The 18954-nt window shown below is 38.1% G+C and carries 16 protein-coding genes; 6 read left to right on the top strand and 10 right to left on the bottom strand.

What is annotated here, in order from left to right:
- Positions 1–5: 5 nt before the first annotated feature.
- The 3 genes from IP485_RS06325 to zorA are packed head-to-tail and all read right to left on the bottom strand — an operon-like array spanning position 6 to position 4249.
- Complete coding sequence (locus IP485_RS06325) at positions 6–1427, bottom strand: EH signature domain-containing protein (RefSeq protein ID WP_198326523.1); 1422 nt, start codon at positions 1425–1427, stop codon at positions 6–8.
- A 5-nt stretch (positions 1428–1432) separates the two neighbouring features.
- On the bottom strand, positions 1433–2164 hold the full coding sequence (gene zorB1, locus IP485_RS06320) for a type I Zorya anti-phage system protein ZorB1 (RefSeq protein WP_198326522.1): 732 nt from the start codon (positions 2162–2164) through the stop codon (positions 1433–1435).
- A gap of 18 nt (positions 2165–2182) precedes the next feature.
- Entirely contained in the window at positions 2183–4249 is a 2067-nt protein-coding gene (zorA, locus tag IP485_RS06315) for an anti-phage ZorAB system protein ZorA (RefSeq protein ID WP_198326521.1), read from the bottom strand.
- A gap of 295 nt (positions 4250–4544) precedes the next feature.
- Here zorA and IP485_RS06310 point away from each other — a divergent pair, with 295 nt between their 5' ends.
- The 6 genes from IP485_RS06310 to IP485_RS06285 all read left to right on the top strand — a co-directional run bounded on the left by IP485_RS06310 (position 4545) and on the right by IP485_RS06285 (position 12766).
- On the top strand, positions 4545–4775 hold the full coding sequence (locus tag IP485_RS06310; protein WP_320159121.1) for a restriction endonuclease subunit S: 231 nt from the start codon (positions 4545–4547) through the stop codon (positions 4773–4775).
- A 127-nt stretch (positions 4776–4902) separates the two neighbouring features.
- Complete coding sequence (locus IP485_RS06305) at positions 4903–5547, top strand: hypothetical protein (RefSeq protein WP_198326519.1); 645 nt, start codon at positions 4903–4905, stop codon at positions 5545–5547.
- A 505-nt stretch (positions 5548–6052) separates the two neighbouring features.
- Positions 6053–7150: a PD-(D/E)XK nuclease family protein gene (locus tag IP485_RS06300; protein ID WP_198326518.1), complete on the top strand. Its 1098-nt coding sequence runs from the start codon at positions 6053–6055 to the stop codon at positions 7148–7150.
- 127 nt (positions 7151–7277) lie between these two features.
- Entirely contained in the window at positions 7278–8420 is a 1143-nt protein-coding gene (locus IP485_RS06295; RefSeq protein ID WP_198326517.1) for a PD-(D/E)XK nuclease family protein, read from the top strand.
- Between the two features lie 288 nt (positions 8421–8708).
- Positions 8709–11468: an AAA family ATPase gene (locus tag IP485_RS06290; RefSeq protein ID WP_227686452.1), complete on the top strand. Its 2760-nt coding sequence runs from the start codon at positions 8709–8711 to the stop codon at positions 11466–11468.
- Positions 11468–12766 carry an McrC family protein gene (locus tag IP485_RS06285; RefSeq protein WP_198326516.1) on the top strand — a complete coding sequence of 433 codons (1299 nt, stop codon included), beginning with the start codon at positions 11468–11470 and terminating at the stop codon, positions 12764–12766. The genes IP485_RS06290 and IP485_RS06285 overlap by 1 nt, the downstream gene beginning before the upstream one ends.
- 335 nt (positions 12767–13101) lie before the next feature.
- Here IP485_RS06285 and IP485_RS06280 read toward each other — a convergent pair whose 3' ends face one another.
- From IP485_RS06280 to IP485_RS06250, 7 genes are all read right to left on the bottom strand, one after another.
- Positions 13102–13728, bottom strand: coding sequence for a hypothetical protein (locus tag IP485_RS06280; protein ID WP_198326515.1), 627 nt, complete (start codon positions 13726–13728; stop codon positions 13102–13104).
- 84 nt (positions 13729–13812) lie between these two features.
- A complete protein-coding gene (locus IP485_RS06275) occupies positions 13813–14265 on the bottom strand; it encodes a DUF1810 domain-containing protein (protein WP_198326514.1) in 453 nt (150 codons plus the stop codon).
- A gap of 50 nt (positions 14266–14315) precedes the next feature.
- On the bottom strand, positions 14316–14990 hold the full coding sequence (locus IP485_RS06270) for a hypothetical protein (RefSeq protein WP_198326513.1): 675 nt from the start codon (positions 14988–14990) through the stop codon (positions 14316–14318).
- A gap of 27 nt (positions 14991–15017) precedes the next feature.
- Positions 15018–15491 (bottom strand): WYL domain-containing protein, encoded by a 474-nt coding sequence (locus IP485_RS06265; RefSeq protein ID WP_227686451.1) that lies wholly within the window; start codon positions 15489–15491, stop codon positions 15018–15020.
- Between the two features lie 195 nt (positions 15492–15686).
- Entirely contained in the window at positions 15687–16208 is a 522-nt protein-coding gene (locus IP485_RS06260) for a hypothetical protein (RefSeq protein WP_198326512.1), read from the bottom strand.
- A gap of 104 nt (positions 16209–16312) precedes the next feature.
- Entirely contained in the window at positions 16313–17332 is a 1020-nt protein-coding gene (locus IP485_RS06255) for a WG repeat-containing protein (RefSeq protein WP_227686450.1), read from the bottom strand.
- Positions 17333–17564: 232 nt separating this feature from the next.
- The gene (locus IP485_RS06250) at positions 17565–18938 is read right to left on the bottom strand and encodes a tripartite tricarboxylate transporter permease (protein WP_198326511.1); all 1374 of its coding nucleotides are present in this window, start codon (positions 18936–18938) and stop codon (positions 17565–17567) included.
- Positions 18939–18954 lie beyond the last annotated feature (16 nt).

The raw sequence follows: 18954 nt of genomic DNA, 5'->3' as shown, positions 1-18954 counted from the left end.
GCTCTTTAATAACGTTTTTTGTATTTTGGACTACTGGATTGGCTGGCAAAGACGCCCAGCTCAGCGAGTTTTTCATCAAATTTTGCTTCCCAGTTTCCTGAATGACTTAAAGTCGTTGCTCGACCAGAATCACTTTTAAATATTGAGTGTTGTTTGCTCTTTAATTCATGAACCGTTATGTTTTTCTTACTAAGATTAAAAGGTAAGTCACTATACCCATAGCAAGCATTCCCAGTATCTGAAAAATCAATAATATGGACGTTATCAATTTTTAATAGAAAAGCATTATTACTAGCAGTAGAACCCGTAATATTTTTTAATCTGCCATGATTAAGCTCTCTGAACTTTCTATGCTCAGCATGTCTAGATTGCACGGCTGCTGGGCCTAAAAATATCTGAGAAAACGAGATTTTATCAATAAATTTAATCCAATAATCAAAGCGGTCGACATCAGCTGTTTGGCTGAATAATTTGAAGAAAGCTTCTAAGTCAGCTCGGACAAACCACTGAATCACCATTTTTTTAGTGTCTGAACTGACATTCCGCCAGCCTGCTGATGAGTCGTATTGCGGATTATCCCATTGCGTCAAACAGACGTGCTTTAAAGCTTCGTGTACGACTGCGCGCTTTGAAGTAGCAGCATAGCGCTCAAGTAAAGCTGTTAAAATAGCGGTGGTATAGATTGGATTTCTTTCCAATAGCAGTAAAAAACGTGGAATCACTTTAAAGTAATCCTCTTCTTTCATGGTCTTAACAGACTTGATAGACGAGTTGACCAAACTGTCCCAAAACCAGCTGTTTGGTGCAATGCTCAAGCTTTCTAACTGATTATTAACTCTGCTGTCATCGCTATTCTGTAAAAAATCACGAATAAACTGTTTTGAAGGATCTAGTGAGAGCACTTCAGGATGATCCGTTAACGTGGTAAGCCATTTTTTAGGCTTAAGCGTGGCCTGAAACAACGTAGAGCGATTGCTATTTAAGATATTTCTAAGCTGGATCCAGTTATTAGGCCGTTTGTTTATCTCATCTTGCTCTACTGCAAAATAACCATACAGCAGCGGAAAATAGACAGGCTTTAGTGACTCAGGATCCATTTTGCTAAACTGCTCAATAAGCTGGCCACCTATAAAGGTGAAAAGTATCTTATCCTCATAATTTAAAAGCTTTTTACTGAGTGACCAAGCTAGGTTCTTCCAGTCACGTTTTGTCAAATAGTCTTTGCCATGCTCTTCTAACTTTAAAATCGAGTTGGCAATCTTTTCTTCGATAGGCTGCGCATTTTCCATATCATCAAATTTACGTTCAATGAGCGCTAATGTCTTCATTAATTTGGTCGGTTTGGCAAATTTATTATGTACTTGGTCGGCTTCAGAAAAATTATCGACACTCTGATTCAGCCTCTGTTTTAATATAGCGATACTCATCACATTCACCTTGCCAGCTGACAGGTTTCAATAGGAGCAGAAACAAAAATCGGCTGCGCCTCAGCACTGTCTTTTTCTTTTAAACCATAAAACTGCATCCGCAGCTCTACACGGCGCGAGGCTTCTTTACTGTCTTTTGCAGCATTAAATGACACACCGCCCGCTAGAAACAGCTGTTTGATTTGATTTTTTTGCGTGTCAGTTAAATCTAAATCTTGATTAAATGTGGGATCCAATAAGCTACACATCACCCACTCCGAACGACGCAAGCTTAAATTGAGGTTATATAAATACGATCCATCTGTATCTGTAAAACCTTCAATCACGATCTGCTTAAACCATTTTTTACCATTCTCACTATTAGCAGCTTCTAAGACAACAGGCACCAAAGCACTTAGCACTCTTATGCCCTCTGCATTCAATCGGTAGTCGTTGTACCCAAACCGACCCGCTTCACCAAAATTTATACGGTTCTCTTTACAGTCTACGGTGATCAACTGATTTTTTAAAATAGGGTCATCTTTAATATTAGTACAGATATCTAAAATCTCTGAACTGCGTTCTTTCTCTGCTTGTGTGGCTTCATTAATTTTTTTAGTGACGACCATTAATGATACTGCCATCACTACCAAAAACAGCGTCATTAGCGCTGTCATCAAATCAGCAAATGAAATCCAAAAAGGTTTTTCACCCTCATCTTTTGAACGATGCTTCTTCGCGTACCTATTACCAATCATTAGCGATACACTCCCGAATTAGCGTTTGGTTTTTTGCGTAAGATCTTCAAGGTTTTCTACTACATCACCTAGACCTTCAACACCAGTTGCCAGACGTTTGACAGCTTGGTCAAGTGTATTATCAAAAGACACTAATGAATGATTTAGACTGCTTTCAACGGAGGTACCAAAACTATCAAAGCTCTTCACCAGAACATCACTCACTTCTGATAGATACTCTTGCATTTCCATCTTCACTTTGTCTAAAGCTGTGGTCATATTCTGCATATCATTAAGCATTTTACTACTCATGCCAGCTTCAGATTTTGACTGCTGAATAAGATTCTCTAGTGTTTCAATGGCAATATTAACGCTGTTTTGAGAGTTCTTATAATCTCTTATCAACTCAATGAGGTTACTACTTGCACTGGTCATGTTGGTTGAAGTGGTATTCACTTCTGCAATAAGCTCTGAGGTTTTACCAGTCACTGTGACTAGTGAGCTACCAGCCGTCGTAAACTGCTCAGAGGCTAAGCGCATCTTTTCTGCGCCAGTATTCATACCCGCAATACTGTCGGTAGTCACTTGAGAGAGTTTTTGGATATTTTCTTTATGACTCTGAACGGCATTTTGACTATGGACGATCAACTCTTTAATTTCACTGCCTAAGTTATCAATCAATACAGATGACTGCTCATGCAATTTTTGTTGATTGTCTAATATTTGGCGATCCTGATCGATACGTTGCTCTGCCACATTTGATAGCAGGCCTGACATTGAAGTACCTAAACCCGACACCATTTCCGACACTTTACTATTCAGCTGCTCAACAGCATGCAGCCCTTGATCGCCAATCTTGGCCGAACCTGCGGATAGATTTTCTACCATTTCAGTCATTTGGGTAGACATCTCATTTTGCTTTTGATGAATATCATCCATCATTTTTGCCATTTGGGTCTCTAACGTTTTGGTCGACACTTCACTATTAGTTTGCATATCTGTAATTAACTGAGAAAACCCTGACTGCATCTCACGCATGGCCGTGACAGATTGAGCCATCATCTCGCTCATACCTGTCATTTGACCACCAAACGTCGTTTCTAGCTTACTCATGAAAGCGGCTAGCACATCAGTCATAAGGTCTTGTACAGCTGAGCCTTGGTCACCGCTCACTTGCTGCACGCTCGAGGCAATTTTTTCTAAAGGATCTTGAAGGCTATCTTTAATCGAATCGCCAATCTGTGTTGCCATCGACTGGCTTGTTTGAGCATAAGAGTCACTTAACTGAGCAGCGAAGGCCGTCTGATTTCTTTTATTTTCTTCAACTAGGTTAGTCATCATGGCTTTTAAGTCATTAACCAGACTATCTTTGAGCTGCCTAGCATTGACTTCATTGGCTTGCGATGATTTGAGTAATTTAGCCAGATACTCCTCACCACTTTCGTCAGCAGTAAAAGCATTATCAATAGCGGTATTTAAGCGTTGTAATTGCTCATAACATTTTCTTAACCAAGACTTTTCAAGAAACGTAATGATCATAGCTGCGAGAATAGCCAAGCCAGAAGCCATAAAGGCTTCGCCGACACCTGTTAGCAATAACGCTAAACTGTCTTGAACCTTATCAGGATTACCCGCAGGGTCGAACGCTAATAATCCAATCAACAGACCAGCAAATGTCACGATAATACCGACACCGGTAATCATACCGGGTAAATGTTTATAAAAATCTACTTTTAAGGGCGTATCGATGATGATTGATTCAGTAAAAAATACTTCACTTGGCACGGTTGCACGCGAATGAACGACAATATCTTCTCCATCCACTACTCCATGAATATCATGAAAGGTTTTTTTATAATTTAACCAAGCCTGCTTTAAGTATAGGGTATCTTCAAAACTTGCATCCAATGAGTCTTTGTCAACATTAGGTTGCTCGTTCAGCTTTTCTAAATCGCTAGCTAATTTTGATAGTTTATTCTTTAGTACATGAGCAGGCACCCAATAATTTAAGATAAATCGAATCGCAATAAATATCAAAAAGATAGAAACCAGTATAGGAAAAATATAAAACTCTTGCACAAATTGAGCTGTTTTGAACCAATCCATCAATACCACCTATCCCATCAAATAAAAGATTGAAAGCTTTGTTATTTAACTTATCAATCCTAAATATTACTAAATTAATGTCAGCTTAAATTCATGAGGCACAGGTACGTCAATAAATATGTCTGACGGCATTACATACCCTTAATTACAAGCTGTAACTTGAAAGAGAGAATATTAACATAAATCAATTATTGTTTATAAAATTTAATCAAACTGAAGGTGACAAACAAATGGTTGGGAAGTTGTTGATAGCTGATATTGAGTAAATTATAGACAATTAACGGTTATATTGGATGTGGCTTCAAAGACGACAATTCAGTATATGAATAAGAAAAAATGTGAAAGTATTCCAGTAGGGTTACCAACTTTAGAAGAACAACAAAAAATCGGCACCATATTAACCAATGTCGATAAAGAAATCGATTTGCTTGAGCAGCAATTGACTGATTTTCAGCAAGAGAAAAAGGCGCTGATGCAGGTATTGTTGACGGGTAAGAAGCGGGTGGTGATTGATAGAGAGGGTTAACTTTTGCAAATAATGTCGCCCAGCTACTCGGTATCTTGTTGCTAAATTATTAATGTAAAATATACTCTAGTAAAATATGTTAGTTATTGTTAATATGTTTTTTTAAACATAATTTGAGTAATACGACATGTCTTTTTTAAAAAATCTAGGGAAGGGTTTAGGAGAGGGCGCGGGTTTTGTGCTTGGCGGTAGTGTCAAAGCCGCAGGAAAGTTCGTAAAAAATGAATTCATTCAAGAAATTGGAGAGGCCGTTGATGGATCAATGAAAAACACAGGAAATATTCTTGGCAATGTAGCTGATGGCATAGCTGAGGTAGGTATCGGCGCTTTCGACAGCGATAGTGCTCGACGTGATAAAGGTTTTTCGGAATTAGGAAAAACAACGAAAAACGTGGGTGATCAACTACTAATGGCGGCTGGCCAAATTTTAGGAGATACCATTGATACCGCAGATGGTTTGCTTGAGCGTGACTGGGACAAAGTAAAAACATCAGGCAGAAGCTTAGCAAAAGTTGTGGCTGTGTCAACAATTGCCATTGGCATAGTAGATGCGGTAGATGGCATTGACACTTCTGGAACAGAGAGCTTAGTAGCAGCGGATAGCTCTATGACTGCTGACAGTACCCAAGTTGAAAACTATAACGTACACGACGTTTCACCTCATGAAAGGGTCTTGCCAAATGGGAATGTTATTTGGGTAGATGGCGATGGTGACACTAGCGTGAACAGGGATACAGGCTGGACTCAGACAAATCCAAATTATCGTGCTTGATAGGATGTTTTTTATCTATTAGCTCGTTTATTTGACGTTCAGACTAAAGAAAAGGTTTTTTATGGGTATCTTGATTATGTTAGCTATCACTGGATCGGGCATAGTAGTGCTATTTGCTATCGGTGGATTAATCTTAAATATAATCGCAAATCTCTTTAGATAAGCATTTTTTACAGATAGCAAAAGTGCTTCTGAAGATAGGCTCATCAGCTCGCACATAAAGCATACCTAATATAACCGCCAAGCTTAGCGCCCTTTGGGTAACGCGCAACCTTGGCGGTTTTTTTGTTGTCTTTTTTATAGCACTCTGCGTTACAATTACTAAAACCAAACAAACGCTATGTATAAAGTAGGCAGATATGAGTAATCCAAGTTCTAATGTAAGCCCCAACTTTCAAGAAAAATTCAGCTCAGAAATACCTACCTCAACTTTACTGACTACGCTTATTTATCAGTTTATTACCCAGCAAATGTTTATATAAAAGCAACGAATTAAGGTCAATTGATGTATATTATTCAGTTAAAAAAATTAATAGAACATATCAAGAGCTTACCCACTCCAGAAATACCTGAACAGACGATATTCAGCATTGGTGGCCGTGGTTACTACGAAAACCCAACCTCTGATGTGCTAGCCTTTTTCTGTGACAGTGAAGGTACGCATGGCTTAGGTAACCTGATGATGGAGGCTCTATTTGATGCTCTAACTGTTGCCAATCCAAAGTCAGCCAATTTTGACTTTGGCGATTTCTTTGTCACCACTGAGCCTGGGCGTGAAGTAACCACCAAAAGTAATAAAAGGATTGACTTACTGTTAGAGGGTAATGACTGGGTGATGGTGATTGAAAATAAAATCTATCACCATCAAGTAAATCCATTTAAAACTTATCAAAAACATATAGAGTCCAATGATGAGTTCAAATATAAACAGCATATCTATGTTGTACTATCGCCTAATGGTAAAGCGCCTAATAATTGGCTTTCTTTAAGCTACCCTATATTTCTTGATAGCATTAGAGAAAAGTTAGCACGTGCCTTTATTACTCAGCCACTTAATAAATGGTTGGTCTTGCTTCGTGAATTTATATTACATTTGGAAGGTATTATGTCTGATTCAACCATGCCTCATGAGACTGTATCATACGTCTTGGAAAATCTAGCTGAAATAAAACAAGCAGAGGATATTAAACAAAAGGTCATTGAGGCTTATCAGAAAGAACTATTAGAAAAACTACAAGGGGCTTTCCCAAATGAAAAGGTGCGCACCAAGCTTCATCATTGGCATGGTTATCCTGCCCTTCGTTTCTCATTCGAATCTTGGGAAACCAAGACAGATGCTGTTCTATTCCTTGATGGGCGTAAAAATAATAAATTTTGTATAAATTACTATGCATTTAATATCAACACACCAGAGCAACGTGAAATAGCAGACTCCTATTTAAAACAGGAGAACTGTAGCTCGACTTGGAGTGAGGGTTCAGGCAAAGTTAAATGCTATAAATCACCTTATGAGTCTTTTGACAAAGATACTGCACATGAGTTTCTCATTGAAAAACTAAGTTTGCTTGATGAGTTTGAAACGAAAGTACGTAGCCAATGGTAGTTTCGGATTGTCGTAGTGAACATTAGCAGTGATGTACAGTGCGCTGTGCATCAATTTAAGGATATCTATAAGAAGCTCTAAGCCAACAATATAAAAACGGCCGATAAAAGGAATTACAATGACATCAGTGCAAGCACGCTGTGACCTTGATAGGTTTAAGGCCCTTATAGATAAGTTTAGAGCACTAGACTTCACGGATGAGGAGTTAAATATATTTGATGTTGGCACACGAGGGCATTTTGAAAACCCAACAACTGAGCTACTTAGCTTCTTTTTAGATTCAGCCAACCACCACGGTTTGGGTAACAGTTTCTTTAGAGGTCTAGAATCTGCTATCGCTACAAAGAACGTACTATCCAACTTAGGTACTCTTGAGAGTGTAGAAACAGAAGTATCTACGCAAACTGGCAAGCGTATTGACTTATTCATAGAGACCGACACAGTAGTCATCGTGATCGAATGTAAAATTCACCATCATCAAAATAACCCTTTTGATGAATACACAGCCTTTGGTAATAAACGTATCAATAATGGCGCTGAAGGCTCAACTTCAAAGACACTCGTTAAACTGGTGCTCTGCCTTAATGGTAATATCAGTGTAGATCTGACAGCAGATGGCTGGCATGGCATCTCATATAATGAACTGGTTGAACATATTGAAAAACGTTTATCAAAAACTATGTTTGACAACCCTTATAACAAATGGACTTTGTTTGCCAGAGAGTTCCTATTACATTTAAAAGGCTTAAACACAATGACTGATATCAATACAAATGAGATTTCTTTTTTAACTGAAAACTTAAATGAATTTGCTCAATTAAATGATTATATCTACAACAATCTAATGCCTAAGATTGGAGCAAGAATTTCATCAGACTTCAATACTAGTGGCCTACAAAACTTTGAATGTAAAGTAAAACACGCTAAGTGGTATTACTATGAGCCTGTCATTAAATTCTCTAATCTTAATTGGACAACAGGCTCTGATATCGTTCTATGGATGAAGGCTAGCGATAATGATATATCGCATAAGATTAATTTGCATATTGCCAAGCAGTCTGATGAGCTGGTAGAAGAGTTCAAAACTATCATTGGTGATTCATGGTTGAGCTTGCCTAATGAAACCTGGTATGAAGTGAACAATACTTATTGGGGTATATCTTGGTCATTTAAAACTTTTGATTTAGATAATCTGTCAGCCAAAATGGTTGAATTAATGGATCACCTAAACAACCTAGAGTTAAATCATCGTCCAATATTGGTTAAATAAATATATTAGTTGTATCTACTTTAAGCATCGACTACGTGATATGGCATGAGCCGTGTCATATTGCTGAATACAACTATAGTGAATGATCCTGGCGCTTGCTCACTCAGATCATGCCACATTAGAAAAAAATTAAGACTCAACTTGATAGCATGGCTAAGTTTTATTTGAAAAAATAGCAGCTATCAGGAAGATAGCTGCGATAGTTAAACAACCTAATCCAACAGGATACATCTTTAATAAATAATATCAATTTTCACCATACATCATTAAATGCTAACGGAACTATCAATGGAAATAATAACTGTCAAAGAAGGTGACTATGTATCTCCAGCCTTTGTTACCAAAGATGAATGGAAACAAATACTTTCTAATAAAAATATAATGAAGCGTAGCTATCTAGATGCCTTAATAGCCTTTTATTTAGAACCTGGTCATAAGTCTACCTGCAAAGCTCTTGGCGATAAGTACGATCTCCACCACAATGCTTTTAATAGTGCTATCACTCAGTTCGGCAGACGGGTTCAAAAAGAACTGGATAGATTTCAAATTGTCAGTAATGACGGTAGTCGAATTTATTGGCGTATTGCTATGACAGGTCGATATGATTCTAACAAGCTATTTGAGTGGACAATGCGAGATGAGCTGATAGAGGCAATAGAAGACTTAGACTTTGTGAGTGCCAATTATAAAAGTATGGAAATAGTGTCAAATCAAAACCAGCAGAAACAGTTTACATGGATACCCGCCTTTGCAACTCTTGCAAAATGGTTACTAGAATATAAAGATCAGCAGGAAGACCTGGTTGATATATTAGATGATATTGGAGTTGAGAATGGCCTTAACGATCAAATTAAAAAGGGTGTGCCAGAAAAGGTAAAAGTAATGGATCCTTTTACTTTTATCTCCTTACTAATGAAGTATCAAAACCTGCAGAATAGAATTAATATTTTTAATAGGTTGATTGCAAAAATAGAGCTAAATGTACAAGCGATTAAAGATCTTGATGGCGTCCCTACAGCACAGGCGCAGGGTGCCTGGTTGTTCCCATATGGATTTGAACGTGATCCAGATACTATACCTTTATTATGGGAGCTTTTCGAACAGGTTCTAAAATCTGAAATAACATCCGAGACATTTAACTCTGCGCTAAAAATTAAATATACAGGTTTTACTAAACTCACCCAAAATATATTTTACTTTAATCCATCGCGCTACCTCCCAATAGATAAACAAACTCGAGATTGGCTAGCAGAAAATAATATTGATACTCCAAAAGAGAGTTGGGAAGATTATATAAAAACGTTAGAAAGAGTAGCTAAGAATAGTAGTAAGCCCTTCTATCAAATTTCATATGAAGCATGGTTATCAAATCAAAAAGGTAATGATAGTCTTAAAATAGTGTCGTCTAAAGCTAGCGAGTACACAATAAAGGATGAGCCTGTATCGCAGCCATTAAACCGTATTTTATACGGCCCTCCTGGTACAGGTAAAACCTATAAGACAACAGAGCTTGCTGTAGAGTGTGTTGATCCTGCTTGGTATGCGTCATGGCATTCTTATGACCTCCCAGATGATGAAAAGCGTATCCTGCTGAAGCAGAAGTATGATGAGCTAACTAGCAAAGGGCGCATTGCATTTACAACCTTTCATCAAAGCTTTGCCTATGAAGACTTTATTGAGGGCATTAGACCTACCATTAATAAAGGGCCTGACAACCAATCTATAATCAGCTATGACGTTATACCAGGTATTTTTAAAAGCATATGTAATCTAGCCGATACCAACGCGAAAGAAAGAACTGGATCAACGCAGTCAGTTAATATTGATGGTAAGAAAATTTGGAAGTTGTCCCTTGGTAATACACTAGAAGATGAGGGTGAAGATATTTTCAATGAGTGTATTGAGAATAACTATATCCTTCTAGGCTGGGGCGAAGACATTAACTTTACGGGTTGCGAGAATAGAAAGCAGGTCGTTTCAAAGTTTGAGTCTACCCGTAACATCTCTCTTTCGGATGACCCTTACAATTATCTAGCAACTGCCGTTAATAGCTTTAAGAACGTCATTAAAACTGGCGACCTAGTAATTATCTCTGATGGCAACCATAAATTTCGTGCAATAGCAGAAGTAACAGGAAACTATGAATTTTTAAAAGTAGCTGATCGTATTGGTTTCCAGCAGTCGAGAAAGGTTAAATGGCTACGAGTGTATGAAACAAGCCTTCCTAAAGAAAAGCTATTCGAGAAATCCCTGTCACAAATGACTTTGTACAACCTTAAAGATAGTACGATTAACCGAGATAAGCTTAAAGAGCTACTTGCATCTGAGCAAACCGTTAGTCCTTCAAATAAGCCCCACTTACTGATTATCGATGAGATAAATAGAGGTAATGTTTCGCGTATATTTGGTGAGCTGATTACATTGCTAGAAGCTGATAAACGCAAAGATGGAAGCGATGCCCGCGAAGTTACGTTGCCCTACTCCAAAGAGAAGTTCTCAGTACCCCCAAACCTATACGTACTTGGTACGATGAACACTGCAGATAAGTCGTTGGCGCAAATTGACTTCGCGCTGCGTCGTAGGTTTGAATTCATTGAGTTGCTACCAGAACCTAAGCGCTTGGAGAAAGTAAGAGTTTATAACGTTTCAGTATCTGAACTACTTGAAGTGATAAATCAACGTATCGAAGTATTATTAGATCGAGAGCACACTATAGGTCATGCTTACTTCTGGTCACTGATGGACCTACAATCAGATGAAGAAAGAGAAGAAGAGCTTGCCAATATATTTGAGAACCGTATTATTCCTTTACTACAGGAGTATTTCTTCTCAGATTGGGAGCGTATTGGCTGGGTGCTTAACGACCCTGCAAAAGACAGTAATGATAAATTCATTCAAGTTGATAACTTAACACCCGATGTTAAATCGCTGTTTCATGATAGTGTGACCGACCAAATTATGGATAGACGTTATCGTATCAATAATGAGGCTTTCAATCTTGCCAAAGCATATGCAGGAATTGTCCCTTCTAATCTACAGGCTGAGTAATGCTAAAACATATTCAGGTCAGGGAATACGCTAGGCTCACTACTGACACCTCGGTTAGTTCTACCCTAGATGTAGCGGTCATAAAACCCGATACTTTTAACTGGCTGGTGAGCTTAAGCGAACAGCCAAATTCTGGTAGATTTATTAGTTTTGAAAAACCTGACTGCCTGAGGCTGCACTCTTACGTAGGGTATCTACAAAGTCCTGCTGGTGAAGGTGTAGAAGTCTTACCTAAGATAAGTAATTCAGAGTATGACCCACAAAACGGCAGAGCTGTGTTGTGTAAGATGCTGTGCTCAGCGCTACACCTTCCCTACAAGGAAGCTCATGCAGCTCAGCTCACCCGCATGAACATACCTATACATGAGTGGATTTATCATCAATTCTTAACTCAATTAAACAAGTTGGTTGCTTCAGGCTTGCGGTTTGACTATCTAAGAGTAGAAGAAGAAAGTCGATTCATACGTGGTCAGTTAAACGTTACTGCTCAGCAGCGTCAACCTGCTGAGCGTGCCCACCTTTTTCATATAAGACATGATATATATCATCCTAACCGCTTAGAAAATCGCCTTATAAAATCTGCATTAGATTACATCCAAGATAGTTGTCATAGCCCCGAGAATTGGCGTCTAGCGAATGAGCTATCACATATATTAGACCCTGTTCAAAGCCTTACCAATCCCTTGAATCTAATGCCTAGATGGTCCAATAGCAAAACATTGGATAACTATAGGGATATAAAACCCTGGTGTGAAATAATTCTGGAAAAAATGAACCCTCACTTCCAAAAAGGCTTACATAGAGGTATCTCTCTACTGTTTCCAATGGAACGTTTATTCGAAGAACACGTTGCTGCTTGTCTGAAAAAAATGGTTACGTCTCCATGGCAGCTTAAAACTCAAGCCTCTAGTAAGCACATGATTGAAGCAAGAGACAAGCTGTCTGATACAGATAAAAACCGCTTCTATTTAAAACCAGACTTACTGATTGATCATCGTGGTGAGCACCGCTACGTGATGGACACAAAATGGAAATCAATTAATAGCTCTAATAGTCAAAAAAACTTTGATCTGAGCCAAAGTGATATTTATCAAATGTTTGCCTACGGCCATAAGTATCTATCTGGTAATGGTGATTTGGTGCTTATTTATCCTAAGCATGAGAAGTTTACCTTACCCATGCCTTACTTTAAGCTAGATAGTGATTTACGACTTTGGGTGATTCCATTTTGTGTGGAGTCTGATAAGTTGATTAGTGGAGAATGGATGAATCATTTTTTGACACTAACTTTATCTTAATTCTTTCAATAAAAGTATTGTTAGTACATTTAAAATAATCGGTAATGCTCTGCAGGTATGCTAGCGACAAAAGTAAATAAAAACCTAGGCTAAGCTCTCTAATTCTAAAAAGACCTCAATATTTTTTCAAAACCTAATCGACATGCTTTCTGATGCATCACCAAATTGTCTACTTGATGAAAAGCTAATCCACTATAAGTCTAGGCTAAACCAGGATTTTAGTGGAGTGTACATCCGCTATAGAACAACAGTTGATACATACTAGGCTTGATCGAAAAAATAAGACAGCTTGAGTTTTTTAATCCTTCTGAGAGCTTCCTAAATGCAATGCAAGTTTATTCTTCCTCAGCATACATTGCCCTTAATCGAAAAGAGTTAGGCTCATCGCCCATACTTGTGCAGTAGTACGTATATAAGTCATCGGCCATAATACTCTTTTCAATAAAATCTATTATATAAGCAGTATTATCTAATGAAGGACTTTCGCTACTCTCTATACCTAACAATAGCCCTTTTATATTAGGATTTTTAGGGAGCTGACTAACGATCTCATTAGCTGCTTTTTTTGCCATATCTGTTTCAAATCCATCTGTTATATGAGTTTGAATAAATTTATATGATTTTTCTCTTTCGAATAAGCTTTTAATATCGATAACATCTATACCTATTAAGCCACGTGGACTGATATTCAATAACTTAACTACTTGATTTACGTCTTCAGTCTGACACCTAACAATGCCCTCTATAATATCTAAGCGATCAAAATCCATATCATCTATTTGCAATCCCACTAAGAACCGAGCCTCTGACTTCTCTTTTAGCTCTAGTAGCGCCTGCTCATCCCAATCCTCGCTGATAATAAAACAACCAATAGCAGACTTAGGGTAACGATCCATAATTCGTTGGTAGAGGAATGCATTAGGTGTGTTATCTATATACGATTCGTCCATATGGTATTTCATCGCTATACTCACTGAGAATTAATGACTTTTGATGTAGTTAGAAGTATCAAACTTTAGCACTAGTTAAATCTCATTCGGTTTTATTCACTTATACTGCTGGTCATTGATTTGCTTTAGCATCTTGATAGTGTTTATATCGTGACTGCCAGCGAAGAACTGGTATAAAAGCTTCTCAAATAAACACTTGTTACCAGCGGCAAAAGCAAATAACGTTAGCGAAGATTGCAGCTTCAGATTGTCCGGTGAACCAAAGATATCTAAAGCATTTTTGTCAGGATGTAACAGCAGTAATTCAGCGTACTCTATTAACCGTGCTCCAAGCACCTCATGCTGTAAATACGCTTTCGCTTGCTCCAAACTATCTATTGCAAATCGTCGAGCCATTCTACTGTGCCCTAACCCTTTCACCTGTGGAAAGATAAACCACATCCAATGCGTACGCTTATGACCTTGGGTTAGCTCTTCAATCACTTTTGAATAAATAGTATCTTGAGCTTGGATAAAATCATCAAACAAATCTTTATCCATTGTTGTCATTTTTCACACTCCTTGCGATTTAATTAATGAGCGTTTGCCTATCTGCCACGCTAGCCTGCTACATATATCGCTCCCATCCAGCAATGGTCAGGTCTATCAATCACCCTATTGCCGTAAAACACTTCTGAATTATCAGAAATCCGACTTTCAACAGCAGTTGTGACACTAAAAAACTCATCAAGAGATAGCTTATGATCGCTTTCAATACCAAGCATCATATACTGGGTGCTAAGCCCTTCAGGAATTTGATTGAGCAGATGATTAACGGTACTCTTTATTTGTTCTGAACCTGCTATGTCCGTTGCCCTAACCTGTATAAAATTGGCAGGCTTTTCAGCCCCGCAAGATTTTTTGATATCATTAACATCTATACCAACCTTATTACGATCAGATAATACTGATTCAAACACGGTCTTTACCTGCCCGACTTCATCAGCTTTGCAAATAATGATCCCGTCTATAATCTCGAACCTATCAATTTGCTTATCTGTGGTTTGTAGCGCAAACAATGTGCAACCGACTTGTTGTTTTAACGCTAGCAGTGACTGCTCATTCCAGCCATCTTCGATAACAATAAACCCAACCTCAGACAAGAGGTAGCTATCTGATTGTGGCCTATATAAAGTAGATAAAGGTATGGGCTCTATTTGAAGCTCATTATTACGTTCTTCGTTGATATCGTTTTTTATAGTCTGTTTATTTTTAAAAATACTATCTACTGTCATACTCGGCTCCTCTTTAAAGTGAAATCATTAATTACGGTTATAAAGCTGCATCCCACTTTCTAGGCGCTCAAGAATAACTGTCTTTAGCTCTAATGGTTCAATGACGACGGATAATTGCGACATACTTACCAGCCAATCTTGCAGACGAGTAGTATGAGCAACCGTAGCGCTGACTTTATTCCAATTGTCATCAATAATAGTAATTTGCTGATCTATCGATAATGGACGCTCATAAAGATGCTGACAGGCATATTTCTGTACTTTTAAAACCAAGTTGGTTTCAATATTTTTACCAAACTCTAGCTTGCTCAGCTTCTGTAAGTTATCTAATATAAAGACGTCGCGACCTACCCATTCAGGTATTAACTTATTTATGACGCTAGCTTGGGTAATACGGTTAACTGCAAAATTGCGATGCGCTTTTAACAACTCCTTATCATCGATATGATCGTTTACTGGATAAAAGCCTGTCAGATACATCATGTTATCGATAAATACCAAACCGCACGTGATAGATCAAACCTATATATTTATCATAAAGGTTAGTATATCTGACTACATATAATTTTATTTTCTAGGTTCGATTATAAAATCACTTAAATAGCATGAGAGTAATACAGAGTTGCTTTCTATAAATAAAAAGGCGATGAACGTTTCGCTCATCACCTTCTATACATTATTTGAGGACAATAAGTTTTAATACTCTCTCATCATATCTTTTTGAGCTTTATCGTATTTAAAGCAAAAAGGTTGATCTACATAGCTGTCAGACATTCTATAAGCATAGATATCACCAGAAAAACAAAAGCGGTTAGATTTGATACTAAAATCAAAATCAATCGTATCACCTTTCTTGTTAACAATTATTGGCTTACCATTTGATCCAGTTGCCGCTGATAATGAATAACCAAAAGGCACTACTGTCTTCTTAGCAGGATCTATCACAACCAAACGATAGGGCTTTTTGTTGACGTACCCTGTGATATTGGTGTCAAAGATATAGATAATCTGATTACCATTGAAGTTAGGCTTACGTTCTTTCATAACGGTTGCATAGCTTTTCAAACGACTGTCTGTGCAAAATTTCTCGTCCTCATAATCAAAATCACACTCAACCACTGTGACACCATATTTCGTTTTAGGTGCTGCATTAGCCGTAGAGGATAGACCTAAGATAATTATCGATGCTGCTAATAGTAGGCTTGTCTTTTTGAACATGAGATTTTTCCTATAAATTTAAATAGATTGAGTACTGTTATTTTTCTATGTGGCTCACTTTTAGATCTCAGTAAATATGCATCTTTGATGATATATTTTAGAAGTTACTGATCGTTTTGCGGATAGCGTTCTTGATCTATCTCACTCCAATCTGTATAGGTTTTTTTGGAGAGCACTTTACCTTGGTGGTCTAGCGTATAGCGCGTGATACTGTCATAGCCCTCATCATAAGCATTAGCACCTTTGGTATTTAGGTTATAAACATCGAGCTTTCCATTTTCATAGCGGCCGCCATCGACATCTACCGCATCCCCCATTGGCTCTATATAAGCCATGTCATATTTTGGTGAAACAATGACCTTACCTGTTTTATCGATGACGCCCCATTTACCACTTCTATAATCTCCAATCTTGACAGCAGACAATCCTTCTGAAAACTCCATTGCCTCATCCCATTTGGCTGCTATCACGGTTTTGCCAGTGGTATCCACAAAGCCTGTTTTGCTATCTTCATCACCCAATGTAGACGTGTTATATCTGGCCAACCCTTCTGAATAGTCATCTAGCCAATTAAATTTAAATGGCACGACTGTTTTACCTGTTTTATCAATTGCTCCAAATTTATCGTCCTTACTGACCACTGCCAGCCCATCATTGAAATCACCAGCACTCTGATATAAGTAAGGTATGGTCATTTTCCCTGACTTATTCATATAGCCATATTTACCGTCTTTATATGCGGCTACCATACCTTCTTGGAAATCTCGAAAATCAATGTAATATCCACCAGTCATCGGTGCTTGATGCTCAACAGGTATGACTAATTTGCCCGTTTCGTTAATATAGCCTTGCCAGTACAGATAGTCTTCGTAGTCCTCACCGCCGTCATAGCCTTTGACCATACCCATTTTCATGATTGCGACACGAGCCATGCCTTCAGAGAAGCCACCGCAGCTATAATATTTTGCAGGTACGATGACTTTTTCTCCGGCATCTTTGTAGCCACACTGAGGTTGCTCCGTATTCTCCAACTCAAAGGCTTGTAAGCCAGCGGTTGCACTACCTGCGCCAAATGCTGCACATAGACCCAATATCATTGCCACTTTTCTATTGTTTTTTTTCATTTCAATCTCGTCGTAAGGTATAAACGCTATTTATAATCCACAAATACATCTCTAAAAAATAGCCAATAGATATCGCTAAATTTAATAAACAATAGTAGTCAACTTTATTTTAATAATCAATATATATGTTATCCGATGCAGTAATTTTAAATAGTCTTGAAGAATCTATAAGCATAAAAAAGGACACAACATCATCGTTATGTCCTTTTTTGTGCTTATAAATCTTTAAGTGTTAAATGATCGCAGGTATTGATAACACAGCAACGTAATAACCCATGAACTGACAGCCTGTGTTAAACGAGAAGTGCTTTGATAAGAGACCACCCAATAGACCCAATCCTAGTACGGTAAACACTCCTACTAATCCGCCTTCCCATATACTAATGACTAAAATTAATCCAATAAAGGTTGCAATAATAGCTTCATGACTTATTTTTTTCACTACGAATAAAGCTGCATTTCTAGCGTAGTTCATTGAAAAAGGATAAGCAATAATAGCGGCAAGTATCACAGACAAGAGCCCGTAAAAAAGGAAATCCATCGGGCTCAGTAGATGATGCAGGTTATTACCCGCTACTTCAGCTGTCTCCACATTAAAAACAGGCGGTGCATTAAATAAAGGAGCAGCAGGGCCAGCAGCAACTGGACTGAGTGGTAGACCAAAAGCGATTAGTGGAATCAGTGCTTCAGCAATATAAGTCGACTCAGTAACACCATTTTTAGAAGATAATACCGTCGTCAATCTATGATACGTATTTTTGATACGTGAACCCACAAACTCTCCCAATATCACAGTCATAGCCACAGGACTAAATACGAAAGTAGCACTAGATATTAAGGAAGTTATAACCGTAAACTTAATCTGTGTCTTATTCAGAATTTTAAATGGATTGGGAAAATAACCCTGCCACAACTTTAAATCTGGTGCGACTTGAACCTCATTCTTTTTTTCTCTAAATTGAGCTTTTCTACCTGCAGGACCCATAACTGTAAACAAGTCTGCTATTAGAGGACCAATGGCAATAGCTAAAAAATATGTCACACCTAGACTAGTATCGTGTTGTGCTGTAAATGCTTTTAAAGCTAAGATGAACGTCACAAAGGGAATGAGTAAAAGTACAGAGGCCCACTTACCTTTTGAGAAATATGCAATGGATATAGCGGCTATTAGAAATATCCATGGTGCAAACTTGGTAATAATATCGCCAAAAGGCGCTAAAATCAGGGCAAAACCAACTGCAGCAACGACCGCAATAAAAGCCGATATGATTGAGCTAGAGATCATCTTTTTGAGGGCGATGTGTGGTATGCCCAATTTCCTTAAGAGATCTGCCTCCTCTAGCATAGGAGTCGCCATCGTATCACCCGGTATACCTAGAAGCGCCGTTGGTATGGCATGAGTCATGTGTTTAGAAACTGCCCCCGCCATCCAAAATGTGAAAACCGCTGCAGGAGGTGCCCCAATGATTATCACCATTAAGGTAAGAGGCACCATTGTCGCTGTCTCGTCCGTTCCTGATACCATACCAATCAACGAAAAAATAATAGCACCCGCTATACCATACATAAGCGCTGGCCAAAACTGAATCAAAATTTCATGTAACATTACCTTCTTCCTTGAA

This window comes from Psychrobacter sp. NG27, assembly GCF_016106655.1.
Classification (GTDB): Bacteria; Pseudomonadota; Gammaproteobacteria; order Pseudomonadales; family Moraxellaceae; genus Psychrobacter.
This window is presented reverse-complemented; position numbering and strand designations above follow the sequence as displayed.